The organism is Rhodococcus sp. BE178 (genome assembly GCF_050433545.1).
GTDB lineage: Bacteria > Actinomycetota > Actinomycetes > Mycobacteriales > Mycobacteriaceae > Prescottella.
Window position 1 is genome coordinate 78,628 of record NZ_JBNPXA010000012.1, and the last position, 16,262, is coordinate 94,889.

General features: G+C 69.8%; 12 protein-coding genes. 10 read left to right on the forward strand and 2 right to left on the reverse strand.

What is annotated here, in order from left to right; all coding sequences use genetic code 11:
• The first annotated feature begins 15 nt into the window (after positions 1–15).
• From J2X34_RS19960 to J2X34_RS20005, 10 genes are all read left to right on the forward strand, one after another.
• Positions 16–654: an SRPBCC family protein gene (locus tag J2X34_RS19960; RefSeq protein WP_114724102.1), complete on the forward strand. Its 639-nt coding sequence runs from the start codon at positions 16–18 to the stop codon at positions 652–654.
• On the forward strand, positions 651–1,889 hold the full coding sequence (locus tag J2X34_RS19965; protein WP_429519342.1) for a vWA domain-containing protein: 1,239 nt from the start codon (positions 651–653) through the stop codon (positions 1,887–1,889). Before J2X34_RS19960 ends, J2X34_RS19965 begins: the two co-directional genes overlap by 4 nt.
• Before the next feature lie 36 nt (positions 1,890–1,925).
• Positions 1,926–3,956, forward strand: a complete 2,031-nt coding sequence (locus J2X34_RS19970) for a cytochrome c oxidase assembly protein (protein ID WP_114724104.1) — start codon at positions 1,926–1,928, stop codon at positions 3,954–3,956.
• Positions 3,957–4,153: 197 nt separating this feature from the next.
• Positions 4,154–4,639, forward strand: a complete 486-nt coding sequence (ssb, locus tag J2X34_RS19975) for a single-stranded DNA-binding protein (RefSeq protein ID WP_114724114.1) — start codon at positions 4,154–4,156, stop codon at positions 4,637–4,639.
• Positions 4,640–4,740: 101 nt separating this feature from the next.
• Entirely contained in the window at positions 4,741–5,883 is a 1,143-nt protein-coding gene (locus J2X34_RS19980) for an alpha/beta hydrolase family protein (RefSeq protein WP_429519344.1), read from the forward strand.
• Between the two features lie 143 nt (positions 5,884–6,026).
• Entirely contained in the window at positions 6,027–7,706 is a 1,680-nt protein-coding gene (gene ettA / locus J2X34_RS19985; RefSeq protein ID WP_114719374.1) for an energy-dependent translational throttle protein EttA, read from the forward strand.
• Positions 7,707–7,710: 4 nt separating this feature from the next.
• Positions 7,711–8,139 (forward strand): acyl-CoA thioesterase, encoded by a 429-nt coding sequence (locus J2X34_RS19990; RefSeq protein ID WP_114719008.1) that lies wholly within the window; start codon positions 7,711–7,713, stop codon positions 8,137–8,139.
• A 119-nt stretch (positions 8,140–8,258) separates the two neighbouring features.
• Positions 8,259–13,139: an NAD-glutamate dehydrogenase gene (locus J2X34_RS19995; protein ID WP_429519347.1), complete on the forward strand. Its 4,881-nt coding sequence runs from the start codon at positions 8,259–8,261 to the stop codon at positions 13,137–13,139.
• A gap of 20 nt (positions 13,140–13,159) precedes the next feature.
• Entirely contained in the window at positions 13,160–13,624 is a 465-nt protein-coding gene (locus J2X34_RS20000) for an acyl-CoA thioesterase (RefSeq protein WP_258557666.1), read from the forward strand.
• Positions 13,617–14,303: a hypothetical protein gene (locus tag J2X34_RS20005; RefSeq protein ID WP_114719010.1), complete on the forward strand. Its 687-nt coding sequence runs from the start codon at positions 13,617–13,619 to the stop codon at positions 14,301–14,303. The genes J2X34_RS20000 and J2X34_RS20005 overlap by 8 nt, the downstream gene beginning before the upstream one ends.
• On the opposite strand, the gene J2X34_RS20010 is transcribed toward J2X34_RS20005, so the two are convergent.
• Together J2X34_RS20010 and J2X34_RS20015 are read right to left on the reverse strand one after the other, a co-directional pair.
• The gene (locus J2X34_RS20010; RefSeq protein WP_114719011.1) at positions 14,293–14,913 is read right to left on the reverse strand and encodes a TetR/AcrR family transcriptional regulator; all 621 of its coding nucleotides are present in this window, start codon (positions 14,911–14,913) and stop codon (positions 14,293–14,295) included. The genes J2X34_RS20005 and J2X34_RS20010 overlap by 11 nt on opposite strands.
• Positions 14,910–16,148 (reverse strand): cytochrome P450, encoded by a 1,239-nt coding sequence (locus J2X34_RS20015; protein ID WP_429519349.1) that lies wholly within the window; start codon positions 16,146–16,148, stop codon positions 14,910–14,912. The genes J2X34_RS20010 and J2X34_RS20015 overlap by 4 nt, the downstream gene beginning before the upstream one ends.
• Positions 16,149–16,262: the final 114 nt, after the last annotated feature.

Sequence of the window (16,262 nt, forward strand, 5' to 3'; positions counted from 1 at the left end):
ACCGAGAGGACCAGCATGAAGATCGCAGACGAGTTCACCGTCGATGCACCGATCGACCGGGCGTGGGAGGTCCTCACCGATCTCGAGGGCATCGCGCCGCTGCTGCCCGGCGCGACGATGACCGGACGGGAGGGCGACGACTACCTGGGCACCGTGAAGATCAAGGTCGGTCCGGTGACGAGCGAGTTCGCCGGGCGGGCGTCGTTCGCCTCGAAGGACGAGCAGTCGCACACCGCGGTGATCGATGCGCGCGGCAGGGAGAAGCGCGGCAGCGGCAACGCGGCGGCGACGATCACGGCCCGCCTCCACGAGGACGGCGGCGCCACCCGCGTCACCGTCGACACCGACATGAAGATCGTCGGCAAGCTGGCCCAGTTCGGCAGCGGCATGATCGCGCAGGTGTCGGAGAAGCTGATGGGGCAGTTCGCGGCGTCGCTCGAGGACAAGCTCGCATCCGACAGCGCGGAGCCGGCCGCCCCGAACGACGTCGTGCCGATACCGATGCCGGTCGGTTCGGCAGCGCCACCGGAGGTGCAGCCCATCGACCTGATCGAGCTGGCCGGCGGGTCGACGGCCCGGCGCGCGCTGCCGTGGATCGTCGCGGTCGTCGCAGCCGTCGTGGTCTTCACGATCCTGCGATCACGACGGACGTGACCGGGTCGGCGGCACTGCTGCGCGGCATCGATCTGGCCGCGTTCGCCGTCGCGCTCGTCACCCGCGCCCGCCGCGCCGGCGTCGACGTCTCGGCGAGCGGCGCCGCCCGGTTCACCGAGGCGCTGCGGGTGCTGCCGCCCACCGACCGGCGCCGGCTGTACTGGACCGCACGGGTCAGCCTGGTCGGCCGGCACAGCGACATCGAGCGGTTCGACGCGGTGTTCGCGGCGGTGTTCGACGACGCGGTACTCGCGCTCGACCCGGCCGCGCGGGCGTCGGTCTCGAACACGAGCCGGACGCGCGCCGACAGAAGGTCCGGCGACGGGGGAGCGTCGGCCGGGCCCCGACGGCGTGCCGCGCCGCCGTGGGCGACCCTCGACGACGCCGCCGCCCCGGTGCCGGATCGGAGCGCGGACGACGGGGCGACGGCGGTGACGCTGCGGCTGCCGAGCCCGCTCGAGGCGATCGCCGACGAACCGTTCGGACAGCTGCGCGACGACGATCTGCGACTGCTGGGGCGTTGGCTCGAACAGACCGCGCCGAACTGGCCCCGCCGGCCGAGCCGCCGCCGCGAACCGCACCGGCACGGCCGGGTCGATCTGCGCGCCACGATCCGCCGGGCCCGCGGCACCGGCTTCGAGCCCGTCCGCCTGGTCCGGTGCCGACCGCGCGAGCGACCCAGGCGGATCGTCCTGCTGTGCGACGTGAGCCGATCGATGCACGGCTACGCCGACGTGTACGTGCACCTGATGCGGGCCGCGGTGGTGCGGGGCAACGCGGAGGTGTTCGCGTTCTCCACCCACCTGACCCGGCTGACGCCCGTCCTCGCGCACCGCAGCGCGGACGTGGCCGTCGCGCGTGCCAGCGAGCGCGTCGTCGACAGGTTCGGGGGAACACACATCGCCGGCAGCCTCGCGGCACTGTTGTCCTCGCCACACGGAAGTGCGCTGCGCGGTGCCGTCGTGATCGTCGCGTCGGACGGCTGGGACAGCGACGAGCCTGCCGATCTGGCCCGGGCCGTCGCCCGGATCCGGCGGCGGGCCCACCGGGTGGTGTGGCTCAATCCTCGTGCGGCGGCACCAGGATTCGAGCCGGCCGCAGGCCCGATGGCGGCGGCGTTGCCACATTGCGACCACTTCCTCTCGGCGCACACGATCGCCACGCTCGGGGAAATGTTGACGACCGTCGCCCGGAGCGCCGGAGTCGCGCGCGCCCGCGACTCGGGTGAGGGGTAAGTCCGACAGATTGTCGTAGGTCCTACCCTTGTCGGTATGGCAACACCCCTGCGCGAGCAGTCCGACCACGCTCCCGTCAGTCACCCCCGAGCAGGATCCAGCGTCATCTACGCGGTCAGCGGTGTCCTCGCCGGGGTCGTCGCCGCGCTGGTCGTGGCGCTGTCCGCGTCCCAGGCGCTGGTATTGATGGGCATCCCCGACCCGGGACCGTTCACCACGTACGGCCTACCCGCGCTGCGCGCGGCCAGCGAGGTCGCGGCCGTCATCGCGGTCGGATCGCTGCTGTTCGCGGCGTTCATGGTGCCGCCCCAGAAGTCGGGCGTCCTCGACGTCGACGGCTACCGCGCGGTCCGGACCGCCTCGGCCGCGGCATTCGTGTGGGCGCTGTGCTCCGCGATCCTGGTGCCGCTGACCCTGTCGGACACGTCCGGCCAGCCGTTCTCGGAGGCGGTGAAGCCGGCCAACCTGTTCTCCGCGATCGGGCAGGTCGAGACCGCCGTCGCGTGGCAGTGGACCGCGATCCTCGCCGTCGTGCTGGCGGTGCTGTCGCGGATCGTGCTGCGCTGGTCGTGGACGCCCTTCCTGTTGGCGCTCAGCGTCGCGACGATGATGCCGCTGGCACTCACCGGACACTCGTCGTCCGGCGGTTCGCACGACGTCGCGACCAACAGCCTGATCTGGCACCTCGTCGGGGCGGCGTTCTGGGCCGGCGGCCTGTTCGCGCTCCTTGCGCACGCCCGTCGGCGCGGGGCCTACACCGACGTCGCGGCGCGCCGGTTCTCGTTCGTGGCGACCATCTGCTTCGTCGCGATGGCACTGAGCGGTGTGATCAACGCGCTCGTGCGTCTGCCCATCGACGACCTGTTCACCACCACGTACGGCCGCCTCATCGTCGCCAAGGTCGTCGCGCTGGTCCTGCTCGGCGTGTTCGGGTGGATGCAGCGACGACGGGCCCTGCCGGCGCTCGCCGCCGACCCGGAATCCCGCGGCGCGCTCATCCGGTTCGCGGGCGCCGAGGCACTCGTGTTCGCCGCGACGATCGGCATCGCGGTCGGCCTGGGCCGCACCCCGCCGCCGCCGCCGGCCTCTCTGCCGACGCTCACCGAGGTGGAGATCGGTTACAACCTCGACGGCCCGCCGACCTTCGCGCGATTCGTCCTGGACTGGCGCTTCGACCTGGTCTTCGGCACCGCCGCGATCATCCTCGCGGTGCTCTACATCGTCGGGCTGCGCACGCTGCGCAAGCGCGGCGACAGCTGGCCCGTCGGTCGCACGATCGCGTGGATGTGCGGCTGCGCCGTGCTGCTGATCGGGACCTCGTCCGGTGTCGGGCGGTACGCCCCCGCGATGTTCAGCGTCCACATGGGCGCGCACATGGCACTGTCGATGCTCGCGCCCGTCCTGCTGGTGCTCGGTGGCCCGTTCACCCTCGCGCTGCGGGCGATGCGACCGGCCGGCAAGGACGGCGTGCCGGGGCCCCGGGAGTGGCTGCTCGCGTTCCTGCACAGCCCGATCTCGCGGTTCCTCACCCAGCCGATCATCGCGTCGGTGCTGTTCGTCGGCGGCTTCTACGCGCTGTACCTCGGTGGCATCTTCGGTGCGAACGTCGACAGCCACACCGCGCACCTGCTGATGAACGTGCACTTCATCCTCAGCGGGTACCTGTTCTACTGGGTCGTCATCGGCGTCGATCCGTCGCCGCGGCAGCTGCAGCCCATCACCAAGCTGGCGATGGTGTTCGGATCGCTGCCGTTCCACGCGTTCTTCGGCATCGCACTGATGAGCATGGGCGAGGTCATGGGTGCGACGTTCTACCGCTCGCTGGGTCTCGGCTGGAACGCCGACCTGCTCAAGGATCAGCAGCTGGGCGGTTCCATCGCGTGGGCCACCGGCGAGGTCCCGCTGGTGCTCGTCATGCTCGCGCTGCTGGTGCAGTGGTCGCGCAGCGATCAGAAGACCGCCAAGCGCGTCGACCGGGCCGCCGACCGCGACGACGACGCCGACCTGGCCGCGCACAACGCGATGTTCGCCGAATTGGCCCGCCGTGACCGGGAGGCCGGTCTGTAGCACACCGGCACGACACGAACAGCCGGCGAAGGCCGCTCCCGCGCCGGGTTGTGGACACGACTTCGGTTCGTCCACAGATTCGCCCCGACCCGGATCAGGGCTCGAATCCACGGCATCGTCGAACGCACCGTCCCGATCGGGCGGTGCGTTCGCCGTTTCGGGGACGCGACGAGGACGGATTCGCGAGGGGGAAATCGATGTACGAGACACACGGCACGGTGGTGGGCACCGTGATCACCGACCCGGTCAAGCGGGAGACCACGTCCGGTGAAGAGGTCATGAGCTTCCGGATGGCGAGCAACGTTCGCCGGCGTGACCGCGAGACGGGGGAATGGACCGACGGCGGGACGCTGTACTTGACTGTGAGCTGTTGGCGCAGGCTCGTGCAGGGGGTGGGGGCGTCGCTCATGAAGGGCGACCCGATCATCGCGCACGGCGAGCTGCGCACCAACGAGTACAAGACGCGGGACGGGGAGCCGCGCTCCGACCTCGAGATGCGCGCCACCTCGATCGGACCGGACCTGGCCCGCTGCACCGCCAAGCTCGACCGGTCGTGGCGCTCGCGCGGTCCGGCAGGGTCCGGCGGGGCCGACGAGTCGACCGCGCAGCCCGACGAGGCGGAGGAGGTCCCGGACGACGGGCAGCGCGACGTCGACGATGCGGTACCCGCGCTCGCCGGATAGCGGACGTGGGAATCGCGCGGTTCGGGGGTGGTCGGGTGTCGTTGTCTGCGAAGGTGATTGCGGATCGGTATCGAGTGACGGCGACCACACGGGAGGGTTCGATGGGCTGCAGGACACGGGGGAAGCCAGGCCGAACGTTGGCGTTGCTCGCGGTGGTGGCCGCGGTGACGTTTGCTCCGACCACAGCATCCGCCGGCGGTCTGCCCGCCGGACAGGAGCCCGGGAGCGTGCAGACGGTGGAGGCGCTGCCGCCCGAGCTCGGGCTGCCCGGCACCTCGGCCGCCTACCGGATCACCTACTCGACGCGGGACGCCGCGGGGCATCCCGCGCCGAGTTCCGGGGTGGTCTTCGTGCCGGCGGGTGCGGCACCGGCGGGCGGCTGGCCGGTGCTCTCGTGGGCGCACGGCACCGTCGGTCTGGGGGACGCGTGCGCGCCGTCGCGGAATCCGCGGTCGGCCCGCGACGCGAACTATCTGGGGCATTGGCTCTCCCAGGGGTATGCGATCGTCGCCACGGACTACATCGGGCTCGGCACGCCCGGTGTGCACCCGTACCTCGAGGGCGACTCCGAGGCGACCGCCGTGATCGACATGGTCCGCGCCGGCCGCGCGGTGGTGCCCGAACTGTCGTCGCGGTGGATGGCGATCGGTCAGTCCCAGGGCGGCCACGCCGCACTGTTCACCGCGAACCAGGCGACCCGCTACGCGCCCGAACTCGACTACCGAGGCGCGGTCACCACGGGTGCGCCGTCGAACCTCGAGAATGTCTTCCCGTTCGGCGGGCCGTGGATCCCGGATCTCGGGCTCGACGGGCTGACGGTGTTCACGAGCTACATCCTCGCCGGTATGCGCGCGACCATGCCGGAGGCCGACGTGAACAGCTACCTGACTCCGGCGGGACGAGAGATCGTGGATGCTGCCGAGAACCTCTGCTACGAGGCGCAGGCCGAGAAGGTGAAGGGAATATCCGCCGGAGCACTGCTGAGCCGTCCCCTCGGCGACCCCGAGTTCCGGGCGGCCCTCACCGAGTATCTCGCGGTACCGACCACCGGGTACGACCGATCACTGTTCATCGCGCAGGGCCTGCTCGACACGGTGGTCCCGGCACCGCTGTCGTTCAAGCTCATCGCCGATCTGCGACTCGCCGGTGTCGACGCGACGTACATGACCTACCCGACCAACCACGACGGGACGATGGCTGCGTCGCTGCCCGATTCGACGCCGTTCGTGCGCCAGCGGCTCTGACCAGGGAAGGGCTGTACCGCTCTCCCCGCGCGAAACCGCTCGCGCGGGGAGAGGCGCGGGGCGGGCGCGGTAGGCTGGCGGTCGAGTCGTACGTTCTCGCAGCCGGTGAGCTGCGCATTTCCGTTCCAGATTGGAGCCTTTGGGTGGCTGAGTTCATTTACACGATGAAAAAGGTGCGCAAGGCGCATGGCGACAAGGTCATCCTCGATGACGTCACCATGAGCTTCTACCCGGGCGCCAAGATCGGTGTGGTGGGCCCGAACGGCGCCGGTAAGTCGAGCATCCTCAAGATCATGGCCGGGCTGGACCAGCCGGGCAACGGCGAGGCCTTCCTCGCGCCCGGCGCATCGGTCGGCATCCTGATGCAGGAGCCGCACCTCGACGAGACCAAGACGGTCCGCGAGAACGTCGAGGAGGGTCTCGGCGAAACGATGGTGCAGCTCAAGCGGTACAACGAGATCGCCGAGCTGATGGCCACCGACTACTCGGACGAGCTGATGGAGGAAATGGGCACCCTTCAGGAGAAGCTCGACCATGCCAACGCGTGGGAGATCGACTCGCAGCTCGAGCAGGCGATGGACGCGCTGCGCTGCCCGCCGCCGGACGAGCCCGTCACCCACCTCTCCGGTGGTGAGAAGCGCCGCGTCGCGCTGTGCAAGCTGCTGCTGAGCAAGCCCGACCTGCTGCTCCTCGACGAGCCCACCAACCACCTCGACGCCGAGTCGGTCCTGTGGCTCGAGCAGCACCTGGCCGCCTACCCCGGCGCCATCCTGGCGGTCACCCACGATCGCTACTTCCTCGATCACGTCGCGCAGTGGATCTGTGAGGTCGACCGCGGACGCCTGCACGGTTACGAGGGCAACTACTCCACCTACCTGGAGCAGAAGGCCGCCCGTCTCGAGGTCCAGGGCAAGAAGGACCAGAAGCTGCAGAAGCGCCTCAAGGACGAGCTCGCGTGGGTCCGCTCGGGCGCCAAGGCCCGTCAGGCGAAGAACAAGGCGCGCCTCGACCGCTACGACGAGATGGTCACGGAGGCCGAGAAGCACCGCAAGCTGGACTTCGAGGAGATCCAGATCCCGACCCCGCCGCGCCTCGGCAACGTGGTGGTCGAGGTCGAGAACCTCGACAAGGGCTTCGACGGCCGTCTGCTCATCAAGGACCTCTCGTTCACGCTGCCGCGCAACGGCATCGTCGGTGTGATCGGCCCCAACGGCGTCGGCAAGACCACGCTGTTCAAGACCATCGTCGGGCTCGAGCAGCCGGATTCCGGCACCGTGAAGGTCGGCGAGACGGTCAAGCTCAGCTACGTCGACCAGAATCGCGCCAACATCGACCCGACGAAGAACGTGTGGGAGGTCGTCTCCGACGGACTCGACTTCATCGAGGTCGGCCAGAACGAGATGCCGTCGCGTGCCTACGTCAGCGCGTTCGGTTTCAAGGGCCCGGACCAGCAGAAGCCGGCGGGCGTGCTCTCCGGTGGTGAGCGCAACCGCCTGAACCTGGCGCTGACCCTCAAGGAGGGCGGCAACCTGATCCTGCTCGACGAGCCGACCAACGACCTCGACGTCGAGACCCTGAGCTCGCTCGAGAACGCGCTGCAGGAGTTCCCCGGCTGTGCCGTCGTGATCTCCCACGACCGTTGGTTCCTGGACCGGACCTGCACGCACATCCTGGCGTGGGAAGGTGCCTTCGGCGACAACGAGGCCGCCTGGTACTGGTTCGAGGGCAACTTCGAGGCATACGAGGAGAACAAGGTTGCGCGCCTCGGCGCCGACGCGGCCCGTCCGCATCGCGTCACGCACCGCAAGCTCACCCGGGACTGATCCCGTGTCCGCTCCGTCCCTGGTCTACAGCTGCGAGATCCAGGTGCGGTGGGGTGACTCCGACAGGCTCGGACATGTCAACAACACCCGCATAGTGGAGTACCTGCAGGAGGCGCGTTCGCTCTTCCTGGCCGAGGGTGCGGCGTCCGTGGACGCCGCACCCGGGGCGGCCGTCGTCCGCAAGATGGACGCCGAGTTCCTCCGTCCCATCACCGCCACCTCCGGCACGGTCCGGGTGACGGTGTCGGTGGTGCACCTGGGGACGTCGTCGTTCACCCTGCGCCACGTCATCGAGGACGCGGACGGCAACGTGTGTGCATCCGGTGACGCCCTGATGGTGGCGTTCGATGTCCGGGCCGAGCGGTCGCGACCGCTCACCGAGCCCGAGCGCGCGGTTCTGGGTCGCTACCTGCCGGCGGCGGCGCCCGCGTAGCGGCACCGAAGACCTCGCACACCCCGGTCGGACGGGAGATCCACCCCGCTCGGGGTCACCGCGGTTAGGCTCGCCAGTGAGCCACCCGCGGTGACCTCGAACAGGGATGGAGCGTCGTAATGACGGATTCTGCCGATTCCGACTGGTCTCTCGAACTGCCCGCCGAGTTGCGGGCCTGTCTGCCGGATCTCGCTGCCGCCTACTTCCGCCACACGTCGGCCGGTGAAGGCGACAGCGTCCTGAACGGTCGTTCGGACGCCATTCTGCGCGAGCACGTCACGCTCGCCCGCCACCGGAAACCGGGGTGGGCCGTGACTCGGGTCCACCGCCCGTCGGACGGCACCGGGCTCGGCGCGGCGCTGCAGATCGTCACCGACGACATGCCGCTGCTCGTCGAGTCCGTCACCGCCCTCGTCGGCCGCCTCGACGCGGCCATCAGCGAGGTGGTGCACCCGATCTTCGCGGTGCGCCGCGACGCCGCCGGCGATCTGGAGGCGGTTCTGCCGGCCGCGTCGATCCACGATCCGTCTCCCGGCTGCCTGGAAGAGTCGTGGATGCATGTGCAGCTGCATCCGGCGACCGAGGGCGCGGTGCTCGACGCACTCGAGGCGTCCATCGGCGACGTCCTCTCGGACGTGAGTCAGGTGGTGGCCGACACCGAATCGATGCGGGCCCTGCAGCTGGTGCTCGCGACCGAACTCGACGTCCGTGCGGGCGACCCACCGCCCGGGCGGTCGGCCGACGAGCTGAAGGACTGCGCGAACCTGTTGCGCTGGCTGGCCGACGGTCACTACGCGGTGCTCGGGTATCGGCGCTACGAGCTGGGCGAGCGGGACACGGCCGGCGGACGGGCCCAGCGGTCGGTGCCGGACAGCGGCCTGGGCGTGCTGCGGTCGGACGTTCTCGCCGACGAGCGCGTCAATCTTCCTCTCGCGGCTGATATTCCGGATCGGCCATTGCTGGTGCTGACGCAGGGATCGGCGCCGGCGACCGTGCACCGCTCGGTGTATCCGTACTTCGTGGGGGTCAGCATCCTCGCCGACGACGGCGCGATCGTCGGTGAACACCGCTTCCTGGGGGTGTTCACGGTGACCGCGATGCACGAGAACGTCCTCGAGATCCCGGTGATCGCGCGGCGCGTGCGGACGGCGATCGAACGGGCCGGGTTCGACCTGGGGTCGTTCTCGGGGCAGGCGATGCTCGAGGTGGTCCAGTCGTTCCCCCGCACCGAACTGTTCTCGATCGACACCGACACGCTCCTCGACACGATCACCGCGGTGCTCAACATCGGGCTTCGCCGTCAGGTCCGGTTGTTCATGCGGGAGGACGGATTCGGCCGGTTCGTCTCGTGTCTCGTCTATCTCCCGCGGGATCGCTACACGACGCGGGTGCGGCTGGCGATGCAACAGATCCTGCTCGACGAGCTGGGCGGTGGCTCGCTCGAATACACCGCGCGTGTCACCGAGGGCGATCTGGCCCTGTTGCACGTGACGATTCGCAAACCGGTCGGGCGCCCGCACGCGCCGGTCGATACGTCGGAGGCGAACCGGCTGCGGATCCAGAACCTGCTGGCCGCGGCGAGCCGCAGCTGGGACGACCATTTCGCGGATGCGGTCGCCGATGATCCGTCGGTGGACCCTGTTCTGGCGCAACAGTATGCCGCGATCCTTCCGGAGAGCTACAAGGAGGACTTCGACGCGGGACGAGCGATCGCCGATATCGGCCGGCTCTGCGCCCTGCAGCCCGACGCGATCGCTCTGCGGCTCTATCACGACAGTTCGGCGCCGGAGGGGCAGTGGCAGTTCGCGCTGTACCTCGCGGGCGAGGGCATCTCGCTCTCGCACGTGCTCCCGGTGCTGCACAGCCTCGGGGTGGAGGTCCTCGACGAGCGGCCGTACCTGATCGTGCGGCCGGACGGGATGCACTGCTGGATATACGACTTCGGCTTGTCCGTGCCTCCGGAGTTGCTGCGCGACTCGATCGAGGATCTCCGTGACGGTGGCCCGGGGGAGCTGCTGCGGTCCCGCTTCACGGCGGCGTTCACCGCGGTGTGGCACGGGCTCTGTGAGGCGGATCGGTTCAACGAGTTGGTGTTGCGGGCGGGTCTCGACTGGCATCAGGTGTCGGTCCTGCGGGCGTACGTGAAGTACCTGAGGCAGGCCGGGTTCGCGTACAGCCAGGTGCACATCGAGTCGGTGGTGCTGGCGCACCCGGAGATCGCCCGGTCGTTGATCGACCTGTTCGAGGCCCTGTTCGACCCGGAGGCCGCATCCCCGAAGCAGGCCAGGGCCCTCGAGCGCGACCTGCGGGCCACGATCGGCGAGGTGGTGAGCCTCGATGTGGACCGCATCCTGCGCGCGCTGTTCGGTCTGGTGCAGGCGACACTGCGCACCAACCACTTCGTGCGCGGCGACGACGGCGCACCGCGGGACTTCCTGTCCCTGAAGTTCGAGCCGAGTCGGATCTCGGAACTGCCCAAGCCGAGGCCGCGATTCGAGGTGTTCGTGTACTCGCCCGAGGTCGAGGGCGTCCACCTGCGGTTCGGTCCCGTCGCGCGCGGCGGCCTGCGCTGGTCGGACCGGCGAGACGACTTCCGCACCGAGATCCTGGGCCTCGCCAAGGCCCAGGCGGTCAAGAACGCGGTGATCGTGCCCGTCGGCGCGAAGGGTGGGTTCGTCGTCAAGCAACCCGTTGCGCCGACGGGTGATCCGGGTGTCGACCGGCAGGCCGTGCGCGATCAGGGCATCGCCTGCTACCGGACGTTCATCTCGGGCCTGCTCGATGTCACCGACAACGTCGACCGCGTGAGCGGCGCCGTCGTGCCGCCGCAGCGGGTGGTCCGGCGCGACGAGGACGACACGTACCTCGTGGTCGCGGCCGACAAGGGGACGGCCACGTTCTCCGACATCGCCAACGACGTTGCGGCGAGCTACGGCTTCTGGCTCGGCGACGCGTTCGCGTCGGGAGGCTCGGCCGGCTACGACCACAAGGAGATGGGCATCACCGCCCGCGGCGCGTGGGAGAGCGTCAAGCGGCACTTCCGGGAACTCGGACTCGACGTTGCGGCAGACGATTTCACGGTGGTCGGGATCGGTGACATGAGCGGCGACGTGTTCGGCAACGGCATGCTGCTGAGCGAACACATCCGACTGGTGGCCGCGTTCGACCACCGCCACATCTTCCTCGATCCCGATCCGGACGCGGCCCGCTCGTTCGCCGAGCGGCGCCGGATGTTCGCGCTGCCGCGGTCGTCGTGGGCGGATTACGATTCCGCTCTCATCAGCGAGGGCGGTGGCGTCTACGCCCGCACCGCGAAGTCGGTGCCCGTCAGTGCCCAGGTGCGCGAGGCGCTCGGACTCGACGCCGACGTGACCACGATGGCACCGCCCGACCTGGTGAAGGCGATTCTGACCGCGCCGGTGGATCTGCTGTGGAACGGCGGTATCGGCACCTACGTCAAGGCGGCGTCCGAGTCGGACGCGGCCGTGGGCGACAAGAGCAACGACGCCGTGCGGGTGCACGGAGCCGACCTGCGGGCCCGCGTGGTCGGGGAGGGCGGCAATCTCGGTGTCACGCAACTCGGTCGGATCGAGTACGCCTTGCACGGCGGCAAGATCAATACCGACGCGATCGACAACTCGGCCGGGGTCGACTGCTCCGATCACGAGGTCAACATCAAGATCCTGCTCGACTCGCTGGTCAGCAGCGGGGCTCTCGGGCAGGACGACCGTGATCCTCTGCTCGAGTCGATGACCGACGACGTGGCGCGACTGGTGTTGGCGGACAACATCGCCCAGAACAACCAGCTGGGTATGTCCCGCGCCAGTGCGTCGCAGACGCTCGGCGTGCACCGTCGACTGATCGCGACCCTGATCTCGCACCACGGCCTCGACCGGAAGCTCGAGGCGCTGCCCACCGAGGCGGAGTTCAACCGTCGGGCTCAGGCCGGCGCCGGCCTGACGTCACCCGAGCTGGCGACCGTGATGGCGCACGTGAAGCTGGCGTTCGAACAGGACCTGCTCGGGACCGAACTGCCGGACAGCGACTTCTTCGCGTCCAGGCTGCCCGGCTACTTCCCGCTGCCCCTGCGTGAGCGGTTCAACTCGGCGATCCGCGCACACCCGCTCCGGCGGCAGATCGTCGCGACGATGCTCGCGAACGAGGCGATCGACAACGGCGGCATCACCTACGCCTACCGGCTCGCGGAGGACGCCGGCGCGTCGAGCACGGACGCGATCCGCGCCTACGCGGCGGCCACCGAGATCTTCGGCCTGCACGACGTGTGGGAGCGGGTCCGCGTCGCCGACATGCCGTCGGCCGTCTCGGACGTGCTGATGCTGCAGTCGCGCCGGGTGCTCGACCGGGCATCGCGGTGGTTCCTGTCGAGCCGGCCGCAGCCGATCGCGGTCGGCGCCGAGATCAGCCGCTACTCCACCGGGTACCGACGGCTGGCGCCGAAGGTTCCCGGTTGGCTGCGCGGACACCATGTGACGGACCTCGAGAAGCGGTCGCGGGCGGCCATCGCGGACGGCGCACCACGGGATCTCGCACTCGAGGTGTACCGCCTGCTGGACCTGTATCCGCTGTTGGACATCATGGACGTCGCCGACATCTGCGAGCGGGACGGCGAGGAGGTAGCCGAGCTGTACTACTCGCTCGACGCGCACCTGGGCATCGACTGGTTGCTCACGGCGGTCTCCGATCTGGCGCGCGGCGACCGCTGGCATTCGCTGGCGCGGCTCGCGCTGCGGGACGACCTGTACGGGTCGCTGCGCTCGCTGACGCTGGAGGTGCTGGTCGGCGGTGAACCGACGGAGACGTCGCAGGAGAAGATCGACTACTGGGAGTCGACCAACGCGTCGCGACTGGCGCGGGCGAGGTCCGCGCTCGCGGAGATCTTCGAGTCTGGAACGCTGGACCTCGCGACGCTCTCGGTGGCGGCGCGTCAGGTACGCAGCATGGTGCGGGGAGTGGGCACCCGATCGGAGGTTGGACGTTGAGCGGGTCGCGAGAGTCATTACTGAGCGTTTCGCAGGAAGCGGGATCGAACGGCGCGGTCGTCGGCACGCACGTCGGATTCCACACGAAGGTGGTCGTGCGCTGGTCCGACATGGACGCGTTCCAGCACATCAACCACGCGCGGATGGTGACGCTGCTCGAGGAGGCGCGGATCCCGTGGCTGTTCGAGGACAACTCGCCGACGGTGACGCTGCGCGACGGCGCGGTGATCGCCGACCTGCACGTGCGCTACCGCGGACAGCTCCGGCACGACGACAGCCCGCTCGACGTGTTGATGTGGATCGAGCAGGTCCGCGCCGTCGACTTCACGATCGCGTACGAGGTCCGGCCCGGGGGCGCCGCGCCCACGACGCCGCCGGCGATCGTCGCGTCCACCCAGATCGCGGCCTTCGACATCGGCACCCAGCGGCTGCGTCGGCTGACGGCCCCCGAGCGCGAGTACCTGGAGAGCTGGAAGCGTGCGTGAGCGCGTTCTGACGGTTCCGGGCCCCGCGGATCGCGCCGATCTGGCGGTGTTCGTTGGGCGCGCCCTGCGTCTCGACGAGGCCGCGGTGGTGCGGTTGCGGCAGCGGTCGGACGGCAGGCTGTCTGTCTGGGCGGCAACAGGATTCGATGCCATCGCGGCGCGAGTCGTGGCCGGTGGGATTCGTCCGCAGGACACGACGGCGGGTGCCGACGTCCTGCTGCGGGCGCTGTCGGAGCCCGGTGCAGGCGCGGAGATCGACCCGGGTTTCGCGATGGATTCGGCGTGGCGCGGCGCGTTGCCGCCCGAGTCGGGATTCGTGCACGTGGACGACGTGCCCGCCCGGGTCCTGCTCGGGCTGGCGCAGCGCGGCGCCGCGCTGGCGAAGGAGCACGGCAGCGCGCAGGGCCCGCCCACGTCGCTGCTCGAGCAGAAGGTTCTCGAGGTCGAGGGCGGGGATGCCCGGGTCGACGTCTCGATGCGCACCGTGTTCGCGCTCACCGGAATGGGATTCGTGCCGCTGGCCGACGGCGGTGCCGCGACCGCCGACACCGAACTGGACCGCATCGCCGAGGACGAACTGGTCCGGGTGCGCGCCCACCCGTCGTGGGTGCGCCTGGACGCCCGGTTCGGGTCGGTCTACGCGCGCCGTGCGGGCGCGATCCCGCTCTTCACGGCGTAGGACGGTCGGCCGTCCCGGGGGCGATCAGCACCGGCACCAGGAACTGCTCGACCATCGTCCGCTCGTCCGCGGCGTCGGCACCGGGCACCGTCAGCAGCGAGACGATGGCGCGTACCAACCAGCGTGCGCGGCGGACGGTTTCGGCGTGATCGCTGTGCCAGACATCGGCGAGGAATGCGGTGCCGATCACTTCGATCACCTCGGACGTGCTCGCCAGTTCCGATGCGAGGCCGGCGTCGCCGAGGCCGAACCACGCCGCCAGTGTCGGGGTGGAGCGAACCTCGTCGATCGCCAGCAGGACGGCCTCGGTCACCCGCGCCCGGGCGTCGTCGATGGGTGCGACCCTCGCGGCGATCTGCTCACCGAGTCGACGTGCCTCCCGGTGGACGTACGCCCGGTGCAGCGCGCGACGGTTCTCGAAGTAGCGGTACAGCGTGGCGCGCGAACACCCGGCGGCCTTGGCGACCTCGGCCATTCCCGTTGCCGAGACACCGCGTTCGACGAACAACTCGGCGGCGGCGTCGAGGATCTTCCCGGCCGCCGCCTCGTTGCGTTCGTCCTGCAGCCAGGATCCGGAAGTGCCGGGCGCCCCGACGGTTTCGGAGGTCATCGTCCGACGGCTCGGAACGGGACGTGGGTGGGCCGGCGGACGTAGTTGCCGGCGGCGTACTCGACACCGTCGATGTCGACCTCGAAGTCCGGGCATCGGGCGAGCAGTTCCTCGAGCGCCACCCGCGCCTGCATGCGGGCGGCCGCCGCACCGAGGCAGTGGTGGCTGCCGTTGCTGAAGGTCATGATCTGCCGCGGGTTACACAGCACGTCGAGTTCCTCGGAATCCGGGCCGTACACGCGGGGATCACGGTTCGCGGAGCCGTACACCAACAGCACCTTGCGTCCCGCGGGAATGGGGACGTCGTCGATGGTGACGTCGCGGGTGGTGGTGCGGGCCAGGCCCTGCACGGGGGACGTCAGTCGCAGGAGTTCCTCGATGGCGACGTTGATGCGCGACGGATCGTCCAGCAGCAGCTGACGCTGGTCCCGGCGCTGCGTGAGCAGTTGCACTGCGCCGCCGAGCATTCCGGTGGTGGTGTCATTGCCGCCGGTGACCATCGTGAACGCGAATCCGAGGATCGACAGGATGCCCGCGAAGTCGCCGTCGGAGCCCATCCCGGCCGCGACGAGATGCGAGATGGTGTCGTCGCCGGAATTGCCTGCGTCGGCCTCGGCTCGGCGGCGCTCGATGAGGCCGCCGAAGTAGCCCATGAGGTCGCCGACCGCGGTTGCCGCCTCGAGCGGATCGCCGGTGGCGTTGGCCGCGACGATCGCGTCGGTCCAGCCGTCGAACTGGCCGCGATCCTCCGCCGGCACACCCAGGTAGTGGGCGACCACCATGCTGGGCAGCGGCTTGAACAGGGCCGTGACGATGTCGCCCTCGCCGGCGGCGCGCAGTTCCTCGAGTCGCTCGACGACGAACCTGCGGACCTCGGGTTCGACGGCCTCCACCTGACGCGGGGTGAAGCCACGCGCCACCAGCCGGCGGAAGTTGGTGTGCACCGGCGGATCGAGCATCACCAGCGGGGGATTGTCCCGCAGCCCGATCTTGTCGAGCTCGCCGTAGGTCATGGTCAGCCCCTCGGCGGACGAGAAGGTCTCGGCGTCCCGCGATGCCGCGTACACGTCCTCGTGGCGGGTGAGCACCCAGAAATCGTCCGTGGGCGAGTCGGCCGGCACGACGTTGTGCACGGGATCGTGGTCGCGCAGGGCCGCATACATCCCCCACGGGTCGCGCCAGGACTCACCCGAGCGGGGGACGTAGGACGCTTGGCCGGACATCGTCGTCGTCATGTTTCGACAGTGAGACAGATCACCAAGTTTGTCAAGGGTTCCGAGATGCGGCGAACCCCGGCCGTGGGCTGGGCTAGCTGCCCGAAGCGGGCACCCACGGCCGGGGTTCTGCCG